This is a genomic window from Burkholderia crassaminum (assembly GCF_964265005.1).
Taxonomy (GTDB): Bacteria; Pseudomonadota; Gammaproteobacteria; order Burkholderiales; family Burkholderiaceae; genus Burkholderia.
Genome location: NZ_OZ183799.1, coordinates 508,107 through 533,544, shown reverse-complemented (window position 1 = coordinate 533,544; position 25,438 = coordinate 508,107). Strand labels below are relative to the sequence as shown.

Sequence of the window (25,438 nt, the reverse complement as noted above, 5' to 3'; positions counted from 1 at the left end):
ACGAATCAAGCAGGAATCCACATGAGCGACATTCTCGACCGAATCATCGCCGTCAAGCGCGAAGAAGTCGCGGCGGCCATGCGCAGCGCGCCGCTCGAGGCACTGAAACTGGAAGCATCCGCGCGCGACCTGCGCGACTTCGTCGGCGCACTGCGCGCGAAGCATACGGCCGGCCACGCGGCCGTGATTTCCGAAATCAAGAAGGCGAGCCCGTCGAAGGGCGTGCTGCGCGAGCATTTCGTGCCGGCCGACATCGCGCGTTCGTATGCGGAGCATGGCGCTGCGTGCCTGTCGGTGCTGACCGACGAGCAGTTCTTCCAGGGCAGCGTCCGCTATCTCGAGGAAGCGCGTGCGGCCTGCACGCTGCCGGTGCTGCGCAAGGACTTCATCGTCGACGCGTACCAGATCATCGAAGCGCGCGCGATGGGCGCGGACGCGATCCTGCTGATTGCCGCCGCGCTCGACACTCCGCTGATGCAGGATCTCGAAGCGTATGCACACTCGCTCGGCCTCGCGGTGCTGGTCGAAGTACACGACCGTAACGAGATGGAACAGGCGCTGACACTCAAGACGCCGCTGCTCGGCATCAACAACCGCAACCTGCGCACGTTCGAGACGTCGATCCAGACCACGCTCGACATGCTCGACATGATTCCGGCGGACCGGATCGTCGTGACCGAATCGGGCATCCTGTCGCGCACCGACGTCGACACGATGCGCGCGGCGAACGTGAACACGTTCCTCGTCGGCGAGGCGTTCATGCGCGCCGACCAGCCGGGCGAAGAGCTCGCACGGATGTTCTTCTGATGGCGATCGAAAAGGAAATCAAGCTCGCGCTGCCGGCCGGCCAGGCCGACGCCGCGCGGCACTTCTTCGAGACGCTGACCGGTGAACCCGGTCACGACATTACGCTCGCGAACGTCTATTACGACACGCCCGACCTCGCACTGGCCCGCTCGAAGAGCGCGGTGCGCGTGCGCCGTGCGCCGCACGGCTGGCTGCAGACGTTCAAGACGGTCGGCAGCGCGGAAGGCGGCCTGCATCGCCGCCACGAATGGGAACTGCCGGTCGCCGGCGACGCACTCGAGATCGATGCGCTCGTCGCGGCCTGCGACGTACCGGAAGCCGCTGCCGCGCTGAATGACGCGGCCGGCACACTGTCCGCGCTGTTCCGCACGGATTTTTCGCGTACGCTGTGGCGCATCGCAATCGGCGGCGCAACCGTCGAAGCCGCGGTGGACCTCGGCGAGATCGTCGTCCAGGCGGAACACGAAACGCGCCGCGAACCGATCAGCGAAATCGAACTCGAACTGATCGACGGCCCGGAAGCGGCGCTCGCAACGCTCGCCGCCGAACTGCAGCAAGCGCTGCCGGGCCTCGCTCCCGACAACATCAGCAAGGCGCAGCGCGGCTACCGGCTGCGCGCACAATAACACGCATCACGCATGGCAACCCGCAAGACTTCCCGCGCGCCGCAACAGGCGTCGCTGTTCGACGATCCCGTGCCGGAAACGGCACCGGCCGATATTCCGTCCGCGGCTTCCGAGCCGCCCGCGGCCGGGCGCAAACCCGCGAAGAAAACCGCTGCACCGGCTCCGGCACCGGCACCGGCACCGGCGGCACCGCAGCCTGTCGCCGCCAACGTTCCGCACCTCGCCGCGCAATTCGACGCGCTGCCGACTGTCTGGCGCGACGTGCTGAAACCGTTCACCGACAGCGACGCGTACGCGCCGCTGTGCCGCTTCGTCGACGACGAGCGCGCAGCCGGCAAGGCGGTCTATCCGACCGACGTGTTCCGCGCGCTGCGCCTGACGAGCCCGGACGACGTAAAAGTCGTGATCCTCGGCCAGGATCCGTATCACGGCGACGATCGCGGCACGCCGCAGGCGCACGGGCTCGCATTCTCGGTGCCGCCCGCCGTGCGCACGCCGCCGTCGCTGCGCAACATCTTCAAGGAAATCGCCGCGAACTTCGGTCATGACACGCCGCGCCACGGCTGCCTCGACACCTGGGCGCGTCAGGGCGTTCTGCTGCTCAACACGGTGCTGACGGTCGAGCGCGGTGCGGCCGCGAGCCATGCGAAGCGCGGCTGGGAGCAGTGCACGGACACGCTGATCCGCGAGCTCGCCGGCCGCCATCGCGGGCTCGTCTTCATGCTGTGGGGTGCACACGCGCAGGCGAAGCGCGCCCTGTTCGACGCAAGCGCGCATTGCGTGCTCGAGGCACCGCATCCGTCGCCACTGTCCGCGCACCGCGGCTTCCTCGGTTGCCGCCATTTCGCGCTCGCGAACGACTATCTGGTCGATGCAGGCCGCGAACCGATCGACTGGCGCCTGCCGGAAGTGGCAGAAACGCTCGCGTAATCGCGTTCCGCTTCCCGCTTTCGTCCTCACCACGCAAAAACGCCGCGCCCCTTTCGGGGACGCGGCGTTTTTTCGGGCGATGCAGCAGGTGCGTCGCACCCGCCCCGACCTTCCTTACGCTGCAGCGATCGCTTCGCGTGCGCCGGCCAGCGCGGCGCTCTGCGCATCCGGCCCGAGGTTCAGGCCTTCAGCATGGATGAAGTTCACGTCGGTCAAGCCGATGAAGCCGAGGAACGAGCGCAGGTACGGCGTATGGCTGTCGTTCGGCGTACCCAGGTACTTGCCGCCGCGGGCCGTCACCACGTGAACCTTCTTGCCCTTGATCAGGCCTTCCGGACCGTTTTCGGTGTAGCGGAACGTGACGCCTGCGCGGGCGATCCAGTCGAAATACGTCTTCAGTTGCGACGAGACGCCGAAGTTGTACATCGGTGCGCCGATCACGATGATGTCGGCGGCTTGCAGTTCAGCGATCAGTGCATCGCTCTTCGCGACGATCGCATTCTGTTCCGCGGTGCGGTTGTCGGCCGGCGTGAAGAACGCGCCGAGCACAGATTCGTCGAGGTGCGGCAGCGCATCGGCCAGCAGGTCGCGAACCACGACCTTCGCGCCGGGGTTCGATTGTTGCAGCTTTGCCGTCAGTTCGTTGGCCAGCAGCGTGGATTGCGCACCTTGCGAACGCGCCGCGGAATTGATTTGCAGAATGGTCGTCATGTCAGGCTCCAGTAGGGTTGCGCTTCGGTAGCGCGAGTGACGCCATTGTGCGTGGCCGCATGACTGCGAAAAAGCGGGTTCAAAGCGACGGATTGTTGCAACAACAGAACAATCCTAGATCGCGCCCCGATACCCGCCTTCGTACGATCAACCCTTCAGCCAGGCCTCCCGGGCCTTCGATACGGCAGCCGGCTTCGCGGCCGCCGTCAGCCGGTAGCGCGTGACTTCGGGGCCGTCGAGCTTCAGTTTCGCGGTGCGCAGTTCGTCGCGGCGGAATGCGTGAACCTCGACCTTGTCACCTGGCCGGTAGCGCGCAAGCAGCGCGTCGAGGTTGGTGCCCGTGACACGCAGCCCGTCGACCGCGATCAGCGTGTCGCCCGCCGACAGCCCCGCGCGATGTGCGGCGCCGCCTTCGTAGACAGCCGCGAACGTACAATCCGCGCCGCCGCGCAGGCGCGCACCGACCGTCGGCTTCGCGGCCGCGCCGTTCGCGACATCCGGCGTGAGCGTCACGCCGAACGGTGCGAGCAACTCGGCGAGCGGCAGGTCGCGCGTGCCGTTCACGGCATCGGCGAACAAACGGCCGAGTGCGACGCCCGTCGCCTCTTCGATCAGTGCCTCGACTTCGTTTTCCTCGACGCCCGCCTGCTTGCCGCGGTAGAAGTCGCGACCGTAGCGTTGCCACAGCAGGCGCATCACGTCGTCGAGCGACTTCCGGTTGCGCGTCTGCGCGCGGATCGCGAGATCGAAGGCGAGCGCGACGAGCGAACCCTTCGTGTAGTAGCTGACGATCGCGTTGGTCGCGTTCTCGTCCTGGCGGTAGTACTTGATCCACGCGTCGAACGAGCTTTCCGCGACGCTTTGCTTGAGCCGGCCCGTGCCGCGCAGCACACCGCCGACCGTGCGGCCGAGCGCCGCGAAATATTCGTCCTGCGACATCAACCCGCTGCGCACCAGCATCAGGTCGTCGTAATACGACGTGAAGCCCTCGAACAGCCACAGCAGCGACGTGTAGTTCTCGCGCGTCAGGTCGTACGGCACGAACGCCGCCGGCTTGATGCGCTTCACGTTCCACGTGTGGAAGTACTCGTGGCTGCAGAGACCGAGGTACGTGCGATAGCCTTCCGTCGTTTCGGGCCGCCCCTTCACCGGCAGGTCGGTGCGGTTGCAGATCAGCGCGGTCGACGCGCGATGCTCGAGGCCGCCGTAGCCGTCGCTGACCGCGAGCGTCATGAACACGTAGCGGTCCATCGGCGCTTTCTTCGACTTCGGCTCGAACAGCGCGATCTGCGCTTCGCATACGCGCTTCAAGTCGGTACGCAGCCGCTCCATGTCGAGCTGCGTCACGCGTCCCGCGATCACGATGTCGTGCGGCACGCCGTGCGCGTCGAACGTCGCAAGCGCGAATTCGCCGATCGTCACCGGATGGTCGGAGAGCTCGTCGTAGTTCGACGCGCGGTACGCGCCGAACCCGTAGCGCTTCGTGCCGCGCGCCTCGGGCAACGCGGTGCCGACGCGCCATGTGCGGAATGCCGTGCCGGCCGGCTTCACGATGTCGACTTCACACGGCGCGTCCTCGCGGCCGGCGACGCTCAGGAACACGGCCGTCGCGTTGAAGAAGCCGCCCGAGTCGTCGAGATACGCGGAGCGTACCGACAGGTCCCATGCATACACGTCGTAGCGCAGCGTCAGCGTGCCGTTCACGGGCGCGGCCTGCCACGTGTGCTTGTCCGTCTTCGCGATCCGTACCTTGCGGCCCGCGTCGTTGAACGCACCGAGCGTCACGATGTTGCGCGCGAACTCGCGCACGAGGTAGCTGCCCGGAATCCACACCGGCAGCGAGAAGCGCTGGCCTTCGGGGTCGGGATCGGTGACCGTCACCGACACTTCGAACAGGTGCGCGGCAAGATCTTTCGGGACAATCGAATAGCGGATCGGCTGGGTCATCGTGGCAATCGGTCGGTCGAATACGGCGGCGAAAACGAAGAGAGGCGCCGGCAGATCATGCGGGCGCCCCTCGCTGGCCGGGCCATGTGCCCGGCGTGTGGTCGGTTACTTGCTCGAGGCGAGCGCCTGGTTGAGCTGGTCGGCCGACACTGCGCCCGGCAGGCGACGGCCGTCCGGCAGGAAGATCGTCGGCGTGCCCGTCACGTTCATCCCGCGGCCGAGCGCGAGGTTCTTGTCGAGCGCGGTGGTATCGCAGGTGCCGGCGCCGGACGGTGCGCGATGGTCGAGCATCCAGCCCTCCCACGTTTTCGCGCGGTCGGTCGCACACCAGATCGCCTTCGACTTCGCGGTCGAATCCGGCGACAGCACCGGGTACAGGAACGTGTAGACGGTCACGTTGTCGACCGACTGCAGCGTCGTCTCGAGCTTCTTGCAGTACGGGCAGTTCGGATCGGAGAACACCGCGATCTTGCGGGCGCCGTTGCCCTTGACGACCTTGATCGCATTCGCGAACGGCAGGCTCGCGAAGTCGATCTTGTTGATTTCGGACAGGCGGGCGTCGGTCAGGTTCTTGTGCGTCTTGGTGTCGACGAGATCGCCGAGCAGTACGTAGTCGCCCGCCGCATCGCTATAGATGATCTGCGTGCCGAGGTTCACTTCGTAAAGACCCGCGACAGGCGATTTCGACACGCTCTTGATCGGCGCGTCGTTGCCGAGGCGGGCCTGCAGCGTGGCTTTCAGCTTGTCGGTGGTCTGGTCGGCCTGCGCGGTGCAGCCAAGCGTCGCCATCGTGACGGCCAGCGCCAGCGACGCGATGCGGATCGTTTTTTTCATCGAAATCTTCCTTCAGCTCAATCGGTGTGCACGGCACAGTGTACGCCGTAACGGAACCGTGTCCGACCGGTGAAGCGGCCGAAGGTTCGATCAGCCGAGCGCGGCCGACACGAGCCAGCGCTTCACGAGCGGCTGCGCGCCGACGAAGGCCATGCCCGCGTTGCGCACGGCCTTCGCGAGCGAGCCCGGCACGGCGAACAGCCGCTGCAGCCCATCGGTCGCGACCATCAGCGCGCGGATGTCCTCGCGGCGCGAACGCTCGTAGCGGCGCAGCAGCACCGTATCGCCGAGATTGCGGAAGCCTTCCTTGCCTGCGATCGCGTCGGCAAGCGCCGCCACATCGCGCAGCCCGAGGTTCATCCCCTGCCCCGCGAGCGGGTGGATCAGGTGCGCGGCATCGCCGACGAGCGCGACGCGCGGCGCAATCAGCTTGTCGACCGTCTGCAGCGCCAGCGGGAAGCCGGCGGCCGGCGTCACGCAGTCGAGCGTGCCGACCTGGCCATGAGACACGCGCTCGACCTCGGCCGCGAGCTGCGCCGGATCGAGTGCGAGCAATTCGTCCGCATGCGCGGTGTGCGCGGACCAGACAAGCGACACATGGCCGTCCGGCAGCGGCAGCAGCGCGACGATCTCGCCTTCGTGGAACCACTGGTAGGCGGTCTCGCGATGCGGCAGCGATGCCTTGAAGTTCGCGACGACACCGGTTTGCCGGTAATCGCGCCGTTCGACCTTGGCCCCCATTTGCGAGCGCACCCACGAATGCGCACCGTCCGCGCCGACGACGAGATCAGCTTCCAGCACCTGCCCCGACGACAGCGTGAGCACGGCCGCGTCGTCGCGCACGTCGAAGCCCTGCGCGCGCGCGTCGAACCACGTGAGGTTCGGCTGGAACCGCAGCGCGGCGTCGAGCGACGCCTCGACCAGCGACGACTCGGCGATCCACGCGAGCTGCGGCACGGATGCCTGGTACGCGGAGAAATGCAGTTCCGCGTGCGCATCGCCGTACACGCGCATGTCGTAGACCGGTGCGAGGCGGCCATGGTCGAGCGCCTGCCAGACCCGCAGCCGCTCGAGCAAGGCCTGCGAACTGGAGGACAGCGCGTACACGCGCGTGTCGAACGCGAGATCGGTGGGGCGCGGCGTGGCCGGCTGGGCGAGCAAGGCTGTCTTGTAGCCGGACTGGGTCAGCGCGAGCGCGGCAGTCTTGCCGACGAGCCCGCCGCCGACCACGGCGACGTCGAAGGAGTGGTGGGCAGTCATGCGGGGCATTATAGCCGCGGGGCCAAACCCTTACGCGGCCGGACTTTGCGGGAAATCAGCAGAATCGCAGGCCGATGCGGCGGCGCGGCGGCCCGCCGCATCGACCGTTCGGCGCCGGCCCGGAATCCAGGGCGTCGGCACGGTACAATAGCGCCTTTGACCGTCGGCCCGCCGCGTCCCAAGCGCCGGCCGCCCTTTTTTTCCCGCGCCGCCGTGCCCTGTCCGGCCGCGCCGCCTTACCCGTCCGAAGGATTCCATGAGTCTCAAATGCGGCATCGTCGGCTTGCCCAACGTCGGCAAGTCCACCCTGTTCAATGCGCTGACCAAGGCCGGCATCGCCGCCGAGAACTACCCGTTCTAACAGCGCGGCTCACTTCTTCCTTCGAATCAATCGGTTAGGCAACCGAGCAAAAAACCAGAGACAAAACTAGTACAAAATCTGGACGCACCTACCGCCCTCTGAGCGGCCTCCTGATGATAGCGAATTGAGATGCTTTCGGAGTCGGTGCGGGTTGAATTTTTTGGCTTCGCGGGTGGGCAGGAGCATCGAATCCTAAGTGTTCCACTAGAGGATTGCTGCCCTGTTACAAGCGGTTTTTCACTATACCCCAGGGGCTTATGCAAGGCCCCCACTCGTTGCTACCCTGAGCCTCTTACAGTCCATCGAAGAGGCACCGGTGCCGAGCATTCGACAACTCCCGAGCGGGCGATTTCAAGCCCGGCTATGGCTATCCGATGGGAAGTCAAAGTCAACGACCTTTGATACCCGCGAAGAAGCTGAACAATGGGCGCAAGGCCACCGCCAAGAGAGGCAAGCAACGGATGAGCGCTTGAGGCTCGCGTCTCCCCCATTCGAAGGGAACGAGAATGATGACCGCGATAAAGCGGCAGTACGAAACTTGATCAGCACCGCCATTGCCGTACTTCGGCTGGCAATTAAGCGATCATCCCATGCAGCTCTGCAAGAACTAGTTCAGGCCAGCGAGGACCCTGCGTACATCAGTGATGTCTTGCGGTTCTACTTGCACTCAAACCCAAACCGCTATAACCGGCGCTTTCGATACCACGCGACGCGATCATTCGATTACCTCATTGCCGTCGTGGGAGATATACCGGTCGGCCGCTTAAGACGCAGCGATGCCCGGACCTTCATTGAACGACTGGCCAAGGCCGGACTTCGGACCTCAAGTATCAGGCGTGTGCTGAATCAGATCACAGCGGCAATGTCACTCTACTTCACGGAGCATGAAATGGACCGCTCCAATCCGTTCCGCAAGGTGCGTATCCCAAACGAGGGGGAGGACACGAAGCAGCGCGAGCCCTTCACACCAGCAGAGCTGAGAAAACTGCTGTCACTCTGCCAAGCTGCGGACGATGACATCCGGTGGATTGTCGCATTGCTGGCGGATACGGGAGCGCGGCTTGCTGAGGTCGCGGGGCTGGCTTTGGACGACATCGTGCTCGATGCGGATGTCCCGCATATTGCCATTCGCCATCGGGATTGGCGTTCGGTAAAGGGCGGCGCGAAGGGAAACAGTCCGCGAGATGTCCCTCTCGTGGGATTCGCCCTGTGGGCAGCAAAACGCGTCAAGGAATCCGCTCAATCGGAACAGCGATTCGCCTTCCCCCGATACACATCGGCCCTCAAGTGCAACGCCAATGCAGCATCCGCCGCAATCGGGAAATGGATGCGTGATAGCGGCCTCAATCATTCGGCCCATGAACTCAGGCACACAATGGCCGACCGCCTACGGGAAGCCCGCTGTCCAGACGAGATCATCAAAGCGATTGGGGGCTGGTCGGCGGTCGGACAAGCCGCGAGCTACGGCAGGGGGCACTCGCTCAGCGTAACGCAGGAATGGCTCGACAAGGCCGCGTGCCCTTACGCCCCCTACTAAGGTGGCTGAGGGTGAACTATTGATATATAGACCAAGGGATGGTGACTGATGGTGGTGTCTGGATGCTGGTATATCTCCCCCACCTCATTCCACAACCTTACGGCTTGCCGTCAAGCAATGCTGACAGCCCCCTCCACGCCGGTATGCCGGTGGAACTCTTCCAGCATGATGGCCTTGGCGGTCTCAACCGCGCCAGCCGCCACGATAGCCGCATCATGGACCGGCAATGCAACAACGCCGGCAGCCATCATCCGGAGCAACGACGAGACCATGATCTGACTCTCCCGGAACATGACCGCTAAGCCTTCCTGCCGATGGAAGTGGCCTTCGATTGCAGCGTGATGTTTCAGGATGGCACCGCACACCTCCCCGGCCTTGGTCCCCTTGGGGAATAACTCCTTGGTCTTTTCCGGGAACCTTTCCAACGGCGCTCCAGCGTTCGTCATGGCCGCAAACATTTTCTTGATGCCGTCCCTGTTGCCTTCGAATCCGCGCACTGCATACGCATCACGGTCTAGCGTGACGCCAGCCAGTCCATAAAGAATGCGAGGACCCGCTTGGCTGAAGTCCAGTTCCACAGCCGGCTCCCCATCGATGAGCAAGTCCTTACGGCCCGCCTTACTCATGTCCTGCCAGAAGCCACCGAATAGTCGCCCTCCGCGATCAAACCTGCCAGCATTGAAGTAGCGTTTTAACTGCCGATTGCCGAGGTCAACATCCAGCCACGATGAGCGACTCCGCTCGATGTCCGCCCCGCGCAGCCACGCGTTAATCGCCTGCATCTGTTCGCGATACTTGATGGTCTCATCCGTGTCCTCATACTCAATCCGCTCCGGGTCGCTCCAGTGGTCCTCGCGCGGCTCTTTGAGGACAATGACTTCCCCGCCCTCCCGGCGGTCAAAATCATCCCAGCTCATGCTTAACCGGGACGCCTGCGCAAGCAGCTTGTCCGACGCTCTGAAGGTGGTCTGGGGACTTCGCGCGTGTTTTGACGGCGCGCCCTTACATTGTTCTAGCAGGCCCACTGAGGGGCTTGAGAGGCCGTCTAGAACATCTCGAATGCTCTCCCGCATGACCGGCGAACGATAACGGCTCTTCTTCCCGAGCTTACCCTTGGCTCGCGGGATGGTAGTCCACTGTTCCGGACATCCCCGCTCACGGTGAATGGCTTCGCAGACAAGCGACTCCACCTGCGCCTCGAACATCTGCTGATCCACTGCCTTTCGCGCACGCTGACGCTTCGGCATCGCTGCATCAACCTCGCTCGTGATTGCCTGCACAAGCTCACGCATCGGCCCACTTCCGGACACCATGAAGCCGCTAAAGTGTCGGTCTCTTGTCTCCGGCTCATCAAACAGTACGTCTGCCATACGTCTCGCCTCAAAAATGCAAAAGCCCCCACCGAAGTGAGGGCCAGAATCAAATTGATGCCATTCGTTGCGAATGCAACTTTCAGCGATTTTTGCTCAAATCATGACTGGCCTGCCGGTGCAGCCCCTTCGCAGCCGAAAACCGCCGCTCGCGAGCGGCAACGCGCCGCTCAATACATCCATCAATGGTCTGGTCAAGCTTGGCTAGGACAGCCGGCCGACTCATCGCCTGCGCCACCTTCTGCGCTTCTCGCTTCTCCCTAGCCACCTTCCGAGCCTTCTCCCGTTCCCTCTTCTGCCGGGGCGTGAGTGGTTGCTTAGTCAGCGCCTTGGTCAGCCTCCCGTCTTTCTTGAGTTGCTTGATGAGGTCCTGTCCATCAGGCGTGACGTACACCGCATGCCCCCGCCCCACCTTGACGCTACGGAACCACTCCACATCGCCAGTCTTGCGGGAGCGCTGCTGATATCGGCCAGTGCGGTGAACCATCAGGTCAGCGGCTACAAGGTCCTTGAAAATGGCCACGCTGTTGATCCCGCCGAGGGTGCGGACGAATGCGCCGATTTCCGGGAGGTCAGGCAGCACATGTACGCCGTTCGTTTCCCGTTGGTTACTGCTTGCGGGCTCGTGAGGCTCCCACTCGGGCCGCATTGCTGTCTCTACCGGCCGGCCACCGTTTGCGATGCACGCGAGTTGAGCGGCAAGCGCCTCAGCCTTCGCATCCTTCAGCTTGTCCTCACCCTCCCAAGGAAGCAGTCCGTCGATATTCACGCTTCCTCCTTCACGAGGCCACCGTGTTTTACGAAAGCGACATGCCCAAGGCCCTCAAGCAGTGCCAAAAGTCGCGCCATCTCTTCCCGGGCGAAACCTGCCAGCGCCAAGAATTCATCAGAGATACCCGCAGCCCCAGAAAAGCCCGACATCAATAGGGCGTCCTGATGCTTCTGCCAGCCGGGGAATCCCCACCCCCACTGAACATGCCCCTCGCGCTTCGCGATTGCCACGGGCTGACCGCTGCGAATCTTTAATGCGAGTTCAAATGGGCTTTGCGCCTGGATAGCTTTGCCGTCGTTGTAGAAGGCTACCGCTCCATCAGTGGCCGTAGCCACCACCGCCAGCAGCGGCGCCAGTGCCCCATCGAGAGCCAAAAGGGTTTCGTTACGTTGATTCATAGGGTTCTTGAAATAGAAAAAAGAAAAGCCGCCCTCACCATCACTGGCGGGGCGGCTCGGACAATCTCTTCGAATCTGACTGCTTCAGCGGACTGATCGGTACGCTTCCAGCAAGCCCTGATTCCAAGCAGAAATGCCATTGATCATTAGGGCTCGGAGGTTGTTTCGGCGTGTGTCCTCCCTACGGTTTCCGTCCTTGTCCAGGTAGGTCACTTTGAGAGCGTCTTGGAAACCCACCATATCCTCCCGCGCGAGTGCACCGAGGGCGCGGTGGAACTGAGCGACGTCGCCCACCTGATAGGCCACATCGGTGAGTGCAGCTCGCTGGGCCTTGTTAATCATCCACCAAAGGCGTGGCTTCACTGACTCCGCGGCTACCCGCGCTCGCTCTTCATATCGGGGGATGCTCAGCTCAAGCAACCTCGCAGCCTGCTCAGGGGTAATCTGAACCTTGCCGCTCTTGATGCCTTCGAGCGAGTCAGCAGGAATGCCTGCACGGCGGAAGTCTTCACCGATGGTCGCTGCGTTAGCGTTGAGGTTGTAGCCGTAGCCGATGTTCAGGCCAGCTTTCGGATTCGGATCAGGAGTCGCCTTTAGGACCAGCCCCTCGCCCATTGCAATGAGTGATGCCGTCCAGTTTGCCGAGCCGAGAAACTTCTCCGCTTGGGTGACCTGTAGCTTCGACCCAAGGCCGGTCAGGCGGGAGCCCGAGAGGCCAGCGAAGCTTGGGGTGGATACCGGAAGGTTGAATACGTTGCTCAGGGCACCATTGAACGCATCCTCGCGGACCTTAGCAATCTGGCCACGAGTGGCATCATTGATTTGCCCAAGATTCATTGCCTTCGCCAACACCTGATCGTTGTTGATAATGTCTTGCGAAGTTGCCGAGCCCGCGTTCAGTTTCCCCTTAAGGGCTGCCAGAGCTGACCGCTCATCCTGAGACAGAATCTTCGTCTCCGCCGTCTCTTTGATGATCTGACTGAACGTCACGTCAGCCAGCTTATGAATCGGCGCGCCGTTGATGAACGCAGAGAGGGAGTACTTGCCATCCCTGCCCCAGATGAGGCCGGGGTTCATATCCTCGCCATGCTTCAGCCGGGCTTTCTCAATGTAATTTCGAATAGCCTCCTGAGTCAGTTCGTTGGCTTGGTTTGGCGGAACCTGCACATCAATCTTGTTCACCTCGTCATAAACGAAGTTGCTCCGCACCTGCTGCTGAATCCACTCTGTGGCTTGGTCCGAACTCGCAGTCGGATTGCGTAAGTAATAGTCCCTTAGCTGGAGCCGAGCCCACGCGCTGGTTGCCTCTTCGTTTTGAGGTGTGCCACCGAAGAACCTCCCGACAATCCACATCCGCTGAAGCAGCCCCGTGGTCAGCCCAGCTACTTCCTTGGAGACCTTAGCCTTCCATTCCGGATTGCTGGTGAGTTCCTTGGCGAGCTTCTGGGACTCCGGGGAAATGGAGCGATAGGCCGAGTGGTACGCCTCACTGTCGTCTACGCCAGCGCCGCGCTGCTGCGTATAGGAGCCGAATACCGTGGAGGCTGTTTCGTCAAAGTACAGGGCGCGAATCTGGTCAGGAAGGCCAGCATAAAGCGCTGCCGCCAACTTAAACTGACTCGAAGCCTGCCCGTCTTTCGGGGGTACTGCATTCACTGTTCCGTCGATGAGGGCCTTCAGTCGGCTGTTCGCGATGTCGCTGCGTCCTGAGCGGCCCGTGATGTCCACGATGGACTTGAGCGCCTGTTGCACTTCCGGCATCTGCGAGGCGTCCCCGCTGACCTTGCCGGACGCAACCTGCATGAGGACATCCACATCGCGAGCCTGAGCGACATCAAGCGCTGCCTGAGCGTCCTTCTTGTCGAGTGCCCATGCGGTGCCGTTACCGACTGCCTGAACGGCCAGCACGCTCTGTTTCGCGGAGTCGGCCATGTTCTGGAGCCGACGGTACTCGCTCAGCGCTGCGGTGGATGTTTTGAACTGGTTCAGCGGGCCGATGCGGTTCACGAAGTCATTGATGTCCGGCTGTACGCCCTGACTCACAGCTTCCTCGTCGGCCACGCTGCGTTTGAAGAAGTCGGTCTGCTGCTCCTGCACGATGCGCTGGTTCTGGTCATTGACCGCACGCTCACGAGCACGCGTGACTTCCGCCTCAATCTTCGGGTTCATCTGCTGGAGCGTCAGGCCCGTGTGCGGGTCCTTGAACTGCGTGAACAGGTCGAACAGCTCCGGCCGGCCGCTGGCCTGCACGGAGATGGTGTTGAGCTTGTCCAGCAGCATGCTGGCCATCTCCGGCCGCGTCATCATGCCCATCTGCGAGCGCATCGGCTCCAGCGTCTCCTGAATCCCGTCCCACATCTGGTCGAGGTTCTTGTACGGGTCGATGACCCCATCCGCTGCGGCGGAGAAGTTGCCGAACGCGGTTTCCTTGAGGCGCTGGAACTGGACCTGAGCGAAGTCCTTGCGAACTTGGTCAGCCGTAGCGGCCACGCTCTTTGACACCTGCTGGACAATCACGGGGTCCGTGAGGCCAGCCGTGTGCTCCGCAACCTGCTCATGCAGGAAGCGTTCGGAATCGAAGTCGTCGGTGTTCTTGTTCTGCTGGTACGCGCTCAGGATGTCGTTCTGCACCTGATTGGCAATCTTCAGGCCGACCGAGTTGCGGTAGCCTTCAGCGAACGTTGCGTTGAACGCGGGTTCCACCTTCAGGTCATTCGGCATCGGCGGGACTTTGATGCCCCCGGTCTGCGCGTCGATCAGGCTCGCGTCCGCCAGCTCGCCAGCAGAGGTGCCCGCCTTGTGGGCCGTGAAAGCATCCTGCTGGTTCTGGAAGTCCGTGTACTGCTGGAGGGCGGGGTTGAACGCTTGGAGCCCCGTGATGAGGCCCTGAAGGTCCGCATCGCCCGATTGCGAGGGGGCGTGGTAGGTGTCCACCGGCCGCTCCTGCGGGGTGTAGAAGACCTGACGACCAGTTACGGGGACTTCAGGGCGGCTCGTGATGAGCTGAGGTGAATTGGGTGCTGGCATAGTTCATCGTCAATACGGGCAGTGGATAGGCGCACCCATGCCTACCCGAACGGGCATGGAAGCGGAAGAACAGGAGGTGGGAAAGGGCTCGCACGCAGAACACGCCGAACTCCAAAAAACAGGTGTGCTCACGCACACGCTAATGCGGTCATCGAAGGCAACGCTGGGGAGGGTTTAGATGCTCTGAATCTCTCTCCCGCTTATTGCACAAGGCGTTGCGAGGCGGCGCTTAGAGCGAGAGTGAGGGGATAGACGGCCGCAGCGGCGCGAGAGTCTTGCCCAGCTTGCCATCCAGCCGAATGGAAACAAAAAAGCGCCAGCCGTTTCCGGGAGGCGCTTCTGTGAGAACTGCTGGCTGACCTATCAGCCGCGTTTAGGATGCTCAGGCCGGGGAACTGGAGACCAGCCAACGGCGCATCACCAACGCCTCCCAGCTACGGGCCTCAGTGTCGCGGAAGGTTTCCAACAGACGGGGCTTACGGTTGCGCTCTACGTAGTCACGGAGCAGCAGGAATTCGCGGGAGCCGATGCGGAGGGACGTGGCGTGCTGGTCGATGCTGAGGGAGAAACGGCGAGTGTTGATGGTGATCCGGAACATGTTTAGACCTTGTCAGGTAACGGGGCTTGCTGGATTGCTCGCCACACGGGAATCGATTCTAATAACCCATTGGGTTACACGTCAATCAGTTTCTTGGTCGGATGCTTGCCCAGCTTGAGCAAAAGCAATTCCCAAGCCGCCAGCGGAATCCCCCGGTGGTTCTGGTTCTCCGCCGGTAAGACCCACTTGTGAATGGTCAGCTTCGAAACGTGGGCCAGCTCTGCAAATTGCTCGCGGCTCAGCCCTGACTCATCAAGGAGCTGCCGGACATCTGCGGGCGTCGGTTGTGTGATTTCGGTCATGGCGTTTCTATGGTCCGCGATATGGAACCGAAAGTTTACGCGCTGGGGTAAACCGGTGTCACGCTACATCACTGCTTCTGGCTGTCGAAATATTCGCGATACCGCTCAAGCACCTTGCAGAATGCGTCACGCAGCCATACTTCCTCATCCCCGATGTCTAAGATAAGGTGCTCATCGCCTAGTGAGTCCCCCGCCCTGGACACCCCAGCGAACGCCCCGACTCTCCGCTTCTTCGCGTAGGCAGGTCTGTAACTACCGTCAAGCTCCCGATGCTTTGCGTTATTTGCCGCGCTCACAACGGCGCGAAACTCAGGTAACTCATGAATCGCCAATACGGTGATCTCCTCCGACGTCCGGCCGCCCAGTTCCTTAGCCTCTATTGAGGTTTTCGCTCTGTGTGTTGTGCCGTCTTTAACTAGCCAGTCAAGCAGATGAAACAGCGTAACCGACACCAGATAAGCGTTGACTGTGGACTGGTCGCGATAAAAGCTCTCGTATTGACCGCACGCGAGCCTGAACAGGTCCGATGCGGTCAGGTCGAAGAATCCCTCTTTGGGAAACTGCTGTTCCATACTCAGCTCACCTCCGACGTGATCATCTTCTCACGCAGCCGCATGATGGTCTGACGGCTGGTCTTAAAGTCTCTCGCCAAGGCGGCCACTGCCTCACCCTGAGCCAGCCTCCGCGCAACCTCCACCTGCTGCTCATCAGTCAATGCAGCCGGCCTGCCGAATTGCTTGCCCTCCGTGCGAGCCCGCTGGATGCCTGCGTTGGTTCGCTCAATGAGTAGGTCCCTCTCAAACTCCGCCACGGCAGACAGCACCTGCATGGTCATCTTCCCTGCTGCGCTGGTCAGGTCCACCCCACCCAAAGCAAGGCAATGGACTTTCACCCCCAGACCCGCCAGCGCCTCCACGGTGGACCGCACGTCCATCGCATTGCGGCCCAGCCGGTCCATCTTGGTCACCACCAGTACATCACCTGACTCCATGCGGTCCATCAAGCGAGTAAAGCCGGGGCGCTCAGAGGCCGCCACGGAGCCGCTGATGAATTCCTCCACGATGCGCCGGCCGTCAATGGCGAACCCTGCCCGCTCAATCTCTAAGCGTTGGTTCTCAGTGGACTGGTCCAGAGTGGACACACGGCAGTAAGCAAAGACACGGGACATTGCGGACACCTGTACGAAATAGATGTCCGAATCATAAGGCATGTCCGAATAGTTTACAAGCATACTTTCGGACACCCCTATCAGCCCATGTCCGAAAGGGAACGGTTTTGGCCGTGATGCGTCCGTCAGAGTCGCTAGACGCGCGCGACCTGTTCGGCCAGAATCAAAATCCCATAACTCAGAAAAAACCGCGATGGCGACCTCCACATGTCCAAAGTGCGATAGCACTTCCTTTGAATCCAAAACCCTCTCACCATCTGGCTCTACTTTTAAAGTCGTTACGGTACAGTGCCGCTCATGCGGCGCGGTTGTCGGAGTGATGGACTTCTACAACACGGCACAATTGCTTGAGAAACTCGCGAAGAAATTGGGTATTTCCAACTTCCTTTGAGTCTGGTGCTCCTTATAGGTCGGAAGCTCTTTCACCATCACGGGCCACACGGCCCGTTCTCATTTCTATCCTCACGAATCGTGAGCCTCGACACCTGGGAGTGTGCCGCGCTGGCACCCCAACAGACCATCCCGCTGGAGAAACGCGCGCCCACGCGTCAGGAATCGCGCGCGTTACCCTGATGCACACCTGATGGCACGCTCGCGAGAATCGGGAGGGCCACCGGGGGGGAATTTCGCGGCTGACTGTCATCAGATACCCTCTCGGAAATTTCCGGAATTTTATTTGGCCCTTCCATAATCCATAGGGCAGCCCTTACCCCTGAGCTCTCGACAAAAAATCTTCGTGAGCTCTGTCCACAACCTCAATACGGCCCCATAGGTCGTCAAGAGCATCTATGACACCATCTGCACTGTCCCCCACCAGGTGCTCCAGATAGGCCGAGAGGGTCACCAAACTGACCTTAACAAGGGCCAGCAGAAGCTGAGGCTTAGGCATGTGCCACGTGAGCTCTGGGGAAAAACCTCCTTCATCATCATCTAGAAGGTGATATTCAAGGAGGTCATGCCACGAACCGTGAACATTATGTGAAAGCCCACCGAACATAGCTAAATAACTGTCTCCCCATCCTACCGAGCTTGATCGTTGGAACAGGTCTACATCGCTCCAAGGCTTCGCGGCCTGCTTCGTAACCTCATCAGGCTTCACACCCGATGTGTCAAATGCCCGCTTGATTGAATCCAGCATCCTGCCTTCAATAGGGAGCATCAGGCCACTTCGTTCGTTGATATTTGATTCGATGCGCTCCTTGAGTCTCTTCTCGTGCTTCAGAGAGTTAATAACGAAAGCTTGATACAGCTCAGCGGAATCCTCAGCCACGAGATACTGAACATTAATGAGGCTTTCGAAGAGAAGCCGCCCCAAGATGAAGGTAGTCTCGCGCCTATGCTGGCATGTCTGATCCAGCAGCGAGGACATGAGTTTGTAGGCCCTCACGATCAACCCGCCAAGAATGGCCTGATCACGGCTCCATTTACCTGTTTCGCCAGGAAGTAGGCTAGCCGCAATACAAGTCCAAGACCCGCACTCAATCATCAGTTCCACCGACAGCCCTACGAAGTCCTGTTCATCTGAGAGCTTCGATAAGGACTCTGGCGTTACTTCCACCCGCTTTACTTCCGGCAGCGCCTGCCCAGCAGATGCATTAGCCACTGTATCCCCGGTTGCTATCTTCCTGCACTCGATTGCTAGGGTGCCGGTCTAGCTGGCCGGCACGGCTTATCAGTTTGCTCTCAGTACTGCCTCAACAAATATTAAGACTTGCTTAGTGGCCCACTCTTCCGTGATCTGCTCAGGCTTGAAATCGGTCCCGTTCTGTGAACCACTGTAGCCCTCCCACGTGCTACCTGAGCGCGCAGTACTGATTTCCTTGCCCACATTAACTGCACCACCATCTCGGTGCATAAATGTGATCTTGGACGCGCCGATGTAGCCGCTGTAATGCTGCGGCGAAGTCTTCGGTACAGGAGTAAATTTCAGAATAATATGTGGATACGCGTAGCTTCCCTTTGTGTGGTCGAGTAGTTCAGCCTTGTGGCCTTTTTCGTTTATATCCCCGGAAAACTTTTGAACCACCGGCAGAATTACTGAGCTCAGCAACTCGCCGGAAGCAACGCGTTCCGCGCGTTCTCTCTCCTGCTTCTCTTCAGCGGCCTTTACTTCAGCCGCCTTCTTGTCCGCATATTCACCAAAAATATCATCCAGACTTTTCATCCTTGCCCCTTACGCGTACCCATTTGAAAAAAAACATCATACCAGCGCCTTTTGAATTCGCGTAAGGTCGCTGGCAGCGTCCACTTCTGATAGCTCCACATAATGCTTATTCAGTACGTCTCCGCGTTTGGGAGCGTGGCCCAATATCCGTCTTAGAACTGCATCTCCTATCCCCATCCGCGCCCCAACGCTTGCAACTAGCTTCCGTAGGTCATGCAACGTAAAGGCTGGCGCTCCAGCTCGTTCCGCCATCTCCGTCACATGGTCCACAGACACACCCTCAAACAGCCTTGAGCTCGACTCCAGCCCCTTGCAGCGCCTCTCCAGTATCTCCCGCATCATCTCCGTTATTGGCAACGTATGCGGCTTCCTGCCTTTGGTCTCTGGGATTGTGATGACCATTTGCTTCAGGTCCACATCCGCGCGCTTAATCTCTCCCCCCTCATTCTTGCGAAGCCCGGTCAGCAGAATTAGTTTCAGGTAGTCCCGCTGGAGTTCTGGCAGCGTACCGACCGCCCGACGCCAAGCAGGTAGATCACCCTCGGTCAACTTCCGCGCCCTCGCCTCCGGACGCCCTGGCAATAGCCCAGCGGCCCCAAGTCTGACAAACGGGCTCTCAATGGACACTCCATAAACCGCTCCGAGGTAGTTGGTGATTGACCCGACAACGGCCCGCCCAAGGTCCACCAGCGCCGCCCCCTTGCTCTGAGCGAACTTGTAGCAGTGATCCCCGAAGGCCGACTCACGGAGAGCTGAGACCGGCCTATCAAGCCATTCCAGGAAGTGGGTTTTAAGCAGCGACTCATATCGGGTCAAACTGGACGGCTTTACCCTCTTGGCCTTCGCGTATTCCCCCAGCGCGTGCCGTAGGGTCGGCAATTCGGCCCGCACCGTGGCCACCGAGTACTCGCCAGCACGGCACTTGCGAAGAATCGGAAGGGCCAACTCACGGGCCTGAGCAACGGAAATCAACGGCCACCGCCCCAGCGTCACCCTGACTTGCTTTCCGCGAACACTAGACGCCACGCAGAAGGTCTGCACGCGCCTCCCGATTCGAACACATAGGCCGCACAAAACCTTGTCCCTCAAGATGGTCCCCGGCTTACCCGCCCGCTTGCTTAGAAGCACGTCCGAAAGCGTTACAATTGGCATTTTCGTGGACAAAACTCGTACAAAATCGTTGGTCTAACGCCCCGATTTCTGTCCTTTGTCCCGTCCCCGGATTCGTCCAGCGGTTGCTGCGCATGCCCCTATCGGAGCGCTTGAGACAACTCACAGGACAGCCGTAACCTATTGAATTTCCGAAGGATTCCATGAGTCTCAAATGCGGCATCGTCGGCTTGCCCAACGTCGGCAAGTCCACCCTGTTCAATGCGCTGACCAAGGCCGGCATCGCCGCCGAGAACTACCCGTTCTGCACGATCGAGCCGAACGTCGGCATCGTCGAAGTGCCCGACACGCGCCTGAAGGCACTGACCGAAATCGTGAAGCCCGAGCGCGTCGTGCCGGCCGTCGTCGAATTCGTCGACATCGCGGGCCTCGTCGCGGGCGCGAGCAAGGGTGAAGGCCTCGGCAACCAGTTCCTCGCGAACATTCGCGAAACCGATGCGATCACGCACGTCGTGCGCTGCTTCGAGGACGAGAACGTCATTCACGTCGCCGGCAAGGTCAGCCCGATCGACGACATCGAAGTGATCAATACCGAACTCGCGCTCGCCGACCTCGGCACTGTCGAGAAGGCGCTCACGCGCTATTCGAAGGCTGCGAAGTCGGGTAACGACAAGGAAGCGGCGAAGCTCGTCGCGGTGCTCGAGAAGGTGCGCGCGCAGCTCGACCAGGGCAAGGCCGTGCGCGGCCTCGCGCTGTCGGACGACGAAGAGGCGCTGCTCAAGCCGTTCTGCCTGATCACTGCGAAGCCGGCGATGTACGTCGCCAACGTGAAGGACGACGGCTTCGAGAACAACCCGCACCTCGACGCGGTGCGCAAATACGCGGAAAGCGAGAATGCGCCGGTCGTTGCCGTGTGCGCGGCGATCGAGGCCGAAATCGCCGATCTCGACGATGCGGACAAGGAAGCGTTCCTCGCCGACATGGGCATGGAAGAGCCGGGCCTCGACCGCGTGATCCGCGCAGGCTTCAAGCTGCTCGGCCTGCAGACCTACTTCACCGCGGGTGTGAAGGAAGTGCGCGCGTGGACGATCCATATCGGCGACACGGCGCCGCAGGCTGCCGGCGTGATCCACACCGACTTCGAGCGCGGCTTCATCCGCGCGCAGACGATCGCCTTCGACGACTTCGTCTCGTACAAGGGCGAGCAAGGCGCGAAGGAAGCCGGCAAGATGCGCGCAGAAGGCAAGGAATATGTCGTGCACGACGGCGACGTAATGAACTTCCTGTTCAACGTCTGAGCGTTGTTACCGACGACCTTTCGTCCAGTCGTCCGATCCCCGGAAAACCGCGCAGTGAACTGAACCCCAAGAGTCGGACATGGATCCGACCCTTGGGGTTTTTCACGTTGATGCACGGCGAGCCGCTCCGCTGTATTCGAACATGCGCCAATCATGCGCCCGATACCGGCGGCCAGCGTGATTCACAACGCTCTGCATACGGGCCGGAGGCGTCTACGGTTCCTGGGGCACTCCGCCCACGGATCGGCGTACGCTGTCAGCCTTGCTCCAGCCCGACAGCACGAGTACGAGGCTTGCCGCCGCCATGAGGGCGCCGGCGACGGGTACCGCCGCATAACCAAGGCCGTGGCCGATGACGGCACCGCCAAGGACCGCGCCAAACGCGTTGCCGAGATTGAACGCGCCGGCGTTGATCGACGAGGCGAGACCGGGTGCCTCGGCGGCCGCCTGCATCACCCGCGTCTGCATCGGCGGTACGATCGCGAAGCTCGTCATGCCAAAGGCAAGAAATCCGGCAAGCGCGCCGACTTGACTCGTCAGTAAAAGAGGCATCATCGCCAGAACGAGGACAAGCGCGAGCAGGATGATGCGTGTTGCGCCAACGAGCGTCCGGTCCGCCAGCCGACCGCCGATGCCGTTGCCAAGGGTGAAGCCCAAGCCAACCACCACGAGAACGATAACGACGAAGTCTTGAGATGCGTCCGTCAGGTGTTCCAGCACTGGCGCCACGTAGGTATAGAGCGTGAACATGGCGGCCGAACCGATCGCGGACGTGGCGATCGAGACAAGCACGGCTGGCCTGGCCAACACACGCAGTTCCTGCCGTACGTTCAGCGCTTTGCCGACTTCGCCCGCAGGCAGGGCCAGTCGCAACGCCATCATCGCGACAACCCCCAGCGCTGCCATGCCGGCAAATGCCGCGCGCCAGTTGACGACTTGTCCTATCCAGGTCGCCGCCGGCACGCCGCCGATGTTGGCGACGGTGAGCCCCATGAACATGGCTGCGATGGCACGCGCCTTTCGCTCCTCCGATACCACGCTTGCCGCAACGATCGCCCCGAGCCCGATAAAGGCGCCATGGTTGAGACTGGTGACGACGCGGGCGACAAGCAACGTTTCGTAGTTCGGCGACAACGCTGACAGTAGATTGCCGAGAACGAACAGACTCATTGCCACGAGCAACGCGCTGCGCATCCGCAAACGAGCCAGAACCAGCGTCATGATCGGCGCGCTGAACACGACGCCGGCAGCGTAGGCGCTGACGATCTGGCCGGCTTTCGGAATCGATACGTGTACGCCATGTGCGATATCCGGTAGAAAACCCATCGGCCCGAACTCGGTCGAGCCGATGGCGAAAGTGCCGACGGCGAGCGCCAGTAGCGGCCAATTGGTCGTCGAAGCGGGTCTTGCTCGTATCTGCGTATTCACGGCGGTCGAATCCATCGGTTGTGTAGTCCGTTCGGTCAGGCAACCGAGGCGGCCGTCCGCATGCGAGGCGGAACGCCAGTGTGCGATTGTCCACACTGGTGAACAAGCCCAGAAAATCGAATATATTGTTCCCATGCACGAACGCTCACCGATTACCGATCTCAATCAGTTACGCGTATTCGCGGAAGTCGCCCGGACGTCCAGCATCACGGCCGCGGCGCACCGGCTGGACAAACCGAAATCGACCGTCAGCCGCGATGTCGCGCGGCTGGAGCAAAGCCTCGGAACAGCCCTGCTGTCCCGCAATGGCCGGCGTTTGGTCCTGACCGAGGCGGGCGCGCTGTTTGCGGAGCATGCAAGCCGCATCTTGGCGGGGATCGAGGAGGCGACCGATGCGGTCGCGGCGACAACCCCGATTGCGCGCGGCGTGCTCACGGTACAGGCAACTTATTGGCTGGGCCACGCGCTGCTCGTGCCGCACCTGCCGTTGTTCATGGAACGCTTTCCGCAAATCAACGTCGTGCTCGAGCTGAAGGATTTCGCCAATCTCTCGACCCACGACTGGGACGTGCAGCTCACGGCAGGGACGCTGGCCGACTCAAGCCATGCGGCACGGCGCATCACCGAGATATCGCTGCGCCTTTACGCCAGCACCGGGTATGTGTCCCGTCACGGCATACCAACGAAATTCGGCGATCTCGAGCAGCACCCTATCGTCGACAAGCATTGGGCAAACGGAACGTCACCATGGCCTGACGAAGCAGGCATTCGACCGGCGGGGATCAAACCCAGGCTGGTGGTGAACGACATGATCGCGATCGCCGAAGCGATCCGCGCAGGCGCCGGTATCGGCTGGATGCCTTCCTTCCTCGCCGAACGAACACTGCAGACCGACGCGCTCATGCACGTGCTGCCCGATCTCGAGCCGGCGCCCATGCCGGTATTCGCGATCTTTCCGCGCCGCCGCGCCGCAAGCCCGAAGATACGGGCCTTCGTCGATTTTCTGGCCGAAGCGTTCAAAGGCTGAGACAAGGGCCTGCGATTCGTGTTTCCGCCAGCCCCTTCAAGTCGGACCAGGCGTCATACACGCTGAGGAAAGCCGGACGGCGAAGCGCCGGTGCGCACGACCTGGCCGGGATCGGACTCTCGGCGGTCGCCGGACCCCGCCGCGGAAAGGAATACTCCGGCGATCGAACGTGAAATTCCGCGGATGCGGCTATGCGTGTTCGTCAATGAAAACGGCCCGACCGGTGAACGCCGATCGGGCCCAAACTCGTCCGGACTGGCCCCGGACCGCGACGGCGAGGGCAACCGCGCCGCTCACGTGCGTCAAGTCGCCGACACCCGCCGCCCCGCACTCGCCTGCGCATCGCGACCGCGCTTGTTCAGCCACGACGCAAACAGCACGATCAACGCCAGCACAGCCGTCGCACCCACTTCCATCCGGTGATCCTCGCTGACGAACATCACGGTCAGCGTGCCGCAGATGAACACGATCACCGCCCACGTGAGCCACGGGAACAGCCACATCCGCAGCGTCAGGTCCGCGCCGGTCGATTCGAGCGTCTTGCGCATCCGCAGCTGCGAGATCGCGATCACGAGATACACGAGCAGCGCGATCGCCCCCGACGTCGCCAGCAGGAAGCCAAACACCTGCTCCGGCATCAGGTAGTTCGCGATCACGGTCAGGAAGCCGAACGCGGTCGATGCGAGCACGGCCGCGCGCGGCGTGCCGGTCGAATCGGTGCGATGCAGGAATGCCGGTGCATCCTTGCGCCTGGACAGCGAGAACAGCATCCGTGACGCGGTGTACAACGCCGAATTCAGGCAGCTCGCGACCGACACGAGCACGATCACGTCGATGATCGCCTTCGCGTTCGGGATGCCGATCAGCTCCATCGCGCGCTGATACGAACCATGCTTCGGCAGCAGCGGATCGTTCCAAGGCACGATCGCCGCGACGACGAGAATCGAGCCGAGATAGAACAGCGTGATGCGCCAGATCACCGAGTTGGTCGCGCGCACGATCTGGCGTTGCGGGTTGTCCGATTCGGCGGCCGCGATCGTCACGATCTCGGTGCCGAGGAACGAGAACATCGTCGTCAGCATCGCCGCGAGCACCGCACCGGCGCCGTGCGGCATGAAGCCGTCATGCACGAACAGGTTCGATACGCCGGACACGGCGGGGGCAGGAATGATGCCGACGATCGCCGCGCCGCCGATGCACAGGAACACGACGATCGCGACGACCTTGATCAGCGCGAACCAGAATTCGAATTCGCCGTAGTTCTTGACGGAGAAGAGGTTGGTCACCGTCAGCACCAGCGTGATGCCGAGCGCGAAGACCCAGGTCGCAACGCCGGGGAACCATGCATTGAGGATGGTCGCGGCGGCGGTCGCCTCGATCGGGATCACGAGCACCCAGAACCACCAGTACAGCCAGCCGATCGAGAAACCGGCCCAGTGGCCGATCGCGCGATCGGCATAGGTGGAGAACGAACCGCTGTCCGGATGCGCGACGGCCATCTCGCCGAGCATGCGCATCACCAGCACGACCAGCACGCCCGCGATCGCATACGCGAGAATCGACGCCGGGCCGGCTTCCGCGATGGCGTGGCCGGAGCCGACGAACAGGCCCGCGCCGATCACGCCGGCAATCGACATCATCGTCACGTGCCGCTGCTTCAGGCCCGTACCGAGGCCTGTGTTGCTTCCACTCATCTGTCTCTCTCCAAAAAACGGTTCCGGTATGGCCGGGTGTCGCGTGAAGGCGGCGCGGGGAGTTGTCGT

Annotated in this window: 23 protein-coding genes and 1 pseudogene; 7 read left to right on the top strand and 17 right to left on the bottom strand. The window is 61.7% G+C overall.

What is annotated here, in order from left to right:
* Positions 1–21: 21 nt before the first annotated feature.
* Genes trpC through ACPTTF_RS02425 form a run of 3 tightly spaced genes read left to right on the top strand, consistent with a single transcriptional unit; the run spans position 22 to position 2,363 of the window.
* Positions 22–807 (top strand): indole-3-glycerol phosphate synthase TrpC, encoded by a 786-nt coding sequence (gene trpC / locus ACPTTF_RS02435; RefSeq protein ID WP_423370168.1) that lies wholly within the window; start codon positions 22–24, stop codon positions 805–807.
* Complete coding sequence (locus ACPTTF_RS02430; protein WP_423370167.1) at positions 807–1,433, top strand: CYTH domain-containing protein; 627 nt, start codon at positions 807–809, stop codon at positions 1,431–1,433. The genes trpC and ACPTTF_RS02430 overlap by 1 nt, the downstream gene beginning before the upstream one ends.
* 12 nt (positions 1,434–1,445) lie before the next feature.
* On the top strand, positions 1,446–2,363 hold the full coding sequence (locus ACPTTF_RS02425; protein WP_423370166.1) for a uracil-DNA glycosylase: 918 nt from the start codon (positions 1,446–1,448) through the stop codon (positions 2,361–2,363).
* A 114-nt stretch (positions 2,364–2,477) separates the two neighbouring features.
* On the opposite strand, the gene ACPTTF_RS02420 is transcribed toward ACPTTF_RS02425, so the two are convergent.
* From ACPTTF_RS02420 to ACPTTF_RS02405, 4 genes are all read right to left on the bottom strand, one after another.
* The gene (locus ACPTTF_RS02420; RefSeq protein WP_423370165.1) at positions 2,478–3,074 is read right to left on the bottom strand and encodes an FMN-dependent NADH-azoreductase; all 597 of its coding nucleotides are present in this window, start codon (positions 3,072–3,074) and stop codon (positions 2,478–2,480) included.
* Positions 3,075–3,221: 147 nt separating this feature from the next.
* Positions 3,222–5,021 carry a M61 family metallopeptidase gene (locus ACPTTF_RS02415; RefSeq protein WP_423370164.1) on the bottom strand — a complete coding sequence of 600 codons (1,800 nt, stop codon included), beginning with the start codon at positions 5,019–5,021 and terminating at the stop codon, positions 3,222–3,224.
* Positions 5,022–5,126: 105 nt separating this feature from the next.
* On the bottom strand, positions 5,127–5,855 hold the full coding sequence (locus ACPTTF_RS02410; RefSeq protein ID WP_166965506.1) for a DsbC family protein: 729 nt from the start codon (positions 5,853–5,855) through the stop codon (positions 5,127–5,129).
* Positions 5,856–5,945: 90 nt separating this feature from the next.
* Positions 5,946–7,124 (bottom strand): UbiH/UbiF family hydroxylase, encoded by a 1,179-nt coding sequence (locus ACPTTF_RS02405; protein WP_423370163.1) that lies wholly within the window; start codon positions 7,122–7,124, stop codon positions 5,946–5,948.
* A gap of 247 nt (positions 7,125–7,371) precedes the next feature.
* Here ACPTTF_RS02405 and ACPTTF_RS02400 point away from each other — a divergent pair.
* Together ACPTTF_RS02400 and ACPTTF_RS02395 are read left to right on the top strand one after the other, a co-directional pair.
* A pseudogene (locus tag ACPTTF_RS02400) lies at positions 7,372–7,473 on the top strand (GTPase); the annotation flags it as partial.
* A 541-nt stretch (positions 7,474–8,014) separates the two neighbouring features.
* Positions 8,015–9,013: a site-specific integrase gene (locus tag ACPTTF_RS02395; protein ID WP_423370162.1), complete on the top strand. Its 999-nt coding sequence runs from the start codon at positions 8,015–8,017 to the stop codon at positions 9,011–9,013.
* A gap of 110 nt (positions 9,014–9,123) precedes the next feature.
* Here the strand turns inward: ACPTTF_RS02395 and ACPTTF_RS02390 are convergent, their stop codons facing one another.
* The 11 genes from ACPTTF_RS02390 to ACPTTF_RS02340 form a co-directional block, all read right to left on the bottom strand.
* Positions 9,124–10,383, bottom strand: coding sequence for a hypothetical protein (locus tag ACPTTF_RS02390; protein WP_423370161.1), 1,260 nt, complete (start codon positions 10,381–10,383; stop codon positions 9,124–9,126).
* A gap of 82 nt (positions 10,384–10,465) precedes the next feature.
* Complete coding sequence (locus ACPTTF_RS02385; RefSeq protein ID WP_423370160.1) at positions 10,466–11,152, bottom strand: hypothetical protein; 687 nt, start codon at positions 11,150–11,152, stop codon at positions 10,466–10,468.
* The gene (locus tag ACPTTF_RS02380) at positions 11,149–11,553 is read right to left on the bottom strand and encodes a hypothetical protein (RefSeq protein WP_423370159.1); all 405 of its coding nucleotides are present in this window, start codon (positions 11,551–11,553) and stop codon (positions 11,149–11,151) included. Before ACPTTF_RS02380 ends, ACPTTF_RS02385 begins: the two co-directional genes overlap by 4 nt.
* Positions 11,554–11,637: 84 nt before the next feature.
* Positions 11,638–14,487, bottom strand: a complete 2,850-nt coding sequence (locus ACPTTF_RS02375; RefSeq protein WP_423370158.1) for a hypothetical protein — start codon at positions 14,485–14,487, stop codon at positions 11,638–11,640.
* Between the two features lie 475 nt (positions 14,488–14,962).
* The gene (locus ACPTTF_RS02370; protein WP_423370157.1) at positions 14,963–15,178 is read right to left on the bottom strand and encodes a hypothetical protein; all 216 of its coding nucleotides are present in this window, start codon (positions 15,176–15,178) and stop codon (positions 14,963–14,965) included.
* 74 nt (positions 15,179–15,252) lie between these two features.
* The gene (locus ACPTTF_RS02365; protein ID WP_423370156.1) at positions 15,253–15,480 is read right to left on the bottom strand and encodes a helix-turn-helix domain-containing protein; all 228 of its coding nucleotides are present in this window, start codon (positions 15,478–15,480) and stop codon (positions 15,253–15,255) included.
* Positions 15,481–15,548: 68 nt separating this feature from the next.
* Positions 15,549–16,052, bottom strand: coding sequence for a hypothetical protein (locus ACPTTF_RS02360; protein ID WP_423370155.1), 504 nt, complete (start codon positions 16,050–16,052; stop codon positions 15,549–15,551).
* Between the two features lie 2 nt (positions 16,053–16,054).
* A complete protein-coding gene (locus ACPTTF_RS02355; RefSeq protein ID WP_423371837.1) occupies positions 16,055–16,648 on the bottom strand; it encodes a recombinase family protein in 594 nt (197 codons plus the stop codon).
* 706 nt (positions 16,649–17,354) lie between these two features.
* Positions 17,355–18,251 carry a DUF5677 domain-containing protein gene (locus tag ACPTTF_RS02350; RefSeq protein ID WP_423370154.1) on the bottom strand — a complete coding sequence of 299 codons (897 nt, stop codon included), beginning with the start codon at positions 18,249–18,251 and terminating at the stop codon, positions 17,355–17,357.
* Between the two features lie 69 nt (positions 18,252–18,320).
* A complete protein-coding gene (locus tag ACPTTF_RS02345) occupies positions 18,321–18,812 on the bottom strand; it encodes a hypothetical protein (protein WP_423370153.1) in 492 nt (163 codons plus the stop codon).
* A gap of 36 nt (positions 18,813–18,848) precedes the next feature.
* On the bottom strand, positions 18,849–19,853 hold the full coding sequence (locus ACPTTF_RS02340) for a site-specific integrase (protein WP_423370152.1): 1,005 nt from the start codon (positions 19,851–19,853) through the stop codon (positions 18,849–18,851).
* Positions 19,854–20,125: 272 nt separating this feature from the next.
* On the opposite strand from ACPTTF_RS02340, the gene ychF reads away from it, so the two are divergent.
* Positions 20,126–21,220, top strand: coding sequence for a redox-regulated ATPase YchF (gene ychF, locus ACPTTF_RS02335; protein ID WP_166965531.1), 1,095 nt, complete (start codon positions 20,126–20,128; stop codon positions 21,218–21,220).
* Positions 21,221–21,433: 213 nt separating this feature from the next.
* On the opposite strand, the gene ACPTTF_RS02330 is transcribed toward ychF, so the two are convergent.
* Positions 21,434–22,663 (bottom strand): MFS transporter, encoded by a 1,230-nt coding sequence (locus ACPTTF_RS02330; protein ID WP_423370151.1) that lies wholly within the window; start codon positions 22,661–22,663, stop codon positions 21,434–21,436.
* A gap of 118 nt (positions 22,664–22,781) precedes the next feature.
* On the opposite strand from ACPTTF_RS02330, the gene ACPTTF_RS02325 reads away from it, so the two are divergent.
* Complete coding sequence (locus ACPTTF_RS02325) at positions 22,782–23,675, top strand: LysR family transcriptional regulator (RefSeq protein ID WP_423370150.1); 894 nt, start codon at positions 22,782–22,784, stop codon at positions 23,673–23,675.
* Positions 23,676–23,977: 302 nt separating this feature from the next.
* On the opposite strand, the gene gabP is transcribed toward ACPTTF_RS02325, so the two are convergent.
* The gene (gene gabP / locus ACPTTF_RS02320) at positions 23,978–25,369 is read right to left on the bottom strand and encodes a GABA permease (protein WP_423370149.1); all 1,392 of its coding nucleotides are present in this window, start codon (positions 25,367–25,369) and stop codon (positions 23,978–23,980) included.
* Positions 25,370–25,438 lie beyond the last annotated feature (69 nt).

Coding starts and splice junctions, on each gene's coding strand:
- ACPTTF_RS02365 (WP_423370156.1), bottom strand. CDS start 15,480: ATGACCGAAATCACACAACCGACGCCCGCAGATGTCCGGCAGCTCCTT.
- ACPTTF_RS02410 (WP_166965506.1), bottom strand. CDS start 5,855: ATGAAAAAAACGATCCGCATCGCGTCGCTGGCGCTGGCCGTCACGATG.
- ACPTTF_RS02325 (WP_423370150.1), top strand. CDS start 22,782: ATGCACGAACGCTCACCGATTACCGATCTCAATCAGTTACGCGTATTC.
- ACPTTF_RS02430 (WP_423370167.1), top strand. CDS start 807: ATGGCGATCGAAAAGGAAATCAAGCTCGCGCTGCCGGCCGGCCAGGCC.
- ACPTTF_RS02330 (WP_423370151.1), bottom strand. CDS start 22,663: ATGGATTCGACCGCCGTGAATACGCAGATACGAGCAAGACCCGCTTCG.
- ACPTTF_RS02390 (WP_423370161.1), bottom strand. CDS start 10,383: ATGGCAGACGTACTGTTTGATGAGCCGGAGACAAGAGACCGACACTTT.
- ACPTTF_RS02425 (WP_423370166.1), top strand. CDS start 1,446: ATGGCAACCCGCAAGACTTCCCGCGCGCCGCAACAGGCGTCGCTGTTC.
- ACPTTF_RS02370 (WP_423370157.1), bottom strand. CDS start 15,178: ATGTTCCGGATCACCATCAACACTCGCCGTTTCTCCCTCAGCATCGAC.
- ychF (WP_166965531.1), top strand. CDS start 20,126: ATGAGTCTCAAATGCGGCATCGTCGGCTTGCCCAACGTCGGCAAGTCC.
- ACPTTF_RS02355 (WP_423371837.1), bottom strand. CDS start 16,648: ATGTCCCGTGTCTTTGCTTACTGCCGTGTGTCCACTCTGGACCAGTCC.
- ACPTTF_RS02415 (WP_423370164.1), bottom strand. CDS start 5,021: ATGACCCAGCCGATCCGCTATTCGATTGTCCCGAAAGATCTTGCCGCG.
- ACPTTF_RS02405 (WP_423370163.1), bottom strand. CDS start 7,124: ATGCCCCGCATGACTGCCCACCACTCCTTCGACGTCGCCGTGGTCGGC.
- gabP (WP_423370149.1), bottom strand. CDS start 25,369: ATGAGTGGAAGCAACACAGGCCTCGGTACGGGCCTGAAGCAGCGGCAC.
- ACPTTF_RS02420 (WP_423370165.1), bottom strand. CDS start 3,074: ATGACGACCATTCTGCAAATCAATTCCGCGGCGCGTTCGCAAGGTGCG.
- ACPTTF_RS02360 (WP_423370155.1), bottom strand. CDS start 16,052: ATGGAACAGCAGTTTCCCAAAGAGGGATTCTTCGACCTGACCGCATCG.
- ACPTTF_RS02345 (WP_423370153.1), bottom strand. CDS start 18,812: ATGAAAAGTCTGGATGATATTTTTGGTGAATATGCGGACAAGAAGGCG.
- ACPTTF_RS02380 (WP_423370159.1), bottom strand. CDS start 11,553: ATGAATCAACGTAACGAAACCCTTTTGGCTCTCGATGGGGCACTGGCG.
- trpC (WP_423370168.1), top strand. CDS start 22: ATGAGCGACATTCTCGACCGAATCATCGCCGTCAAGCGCGAAGAAGTC.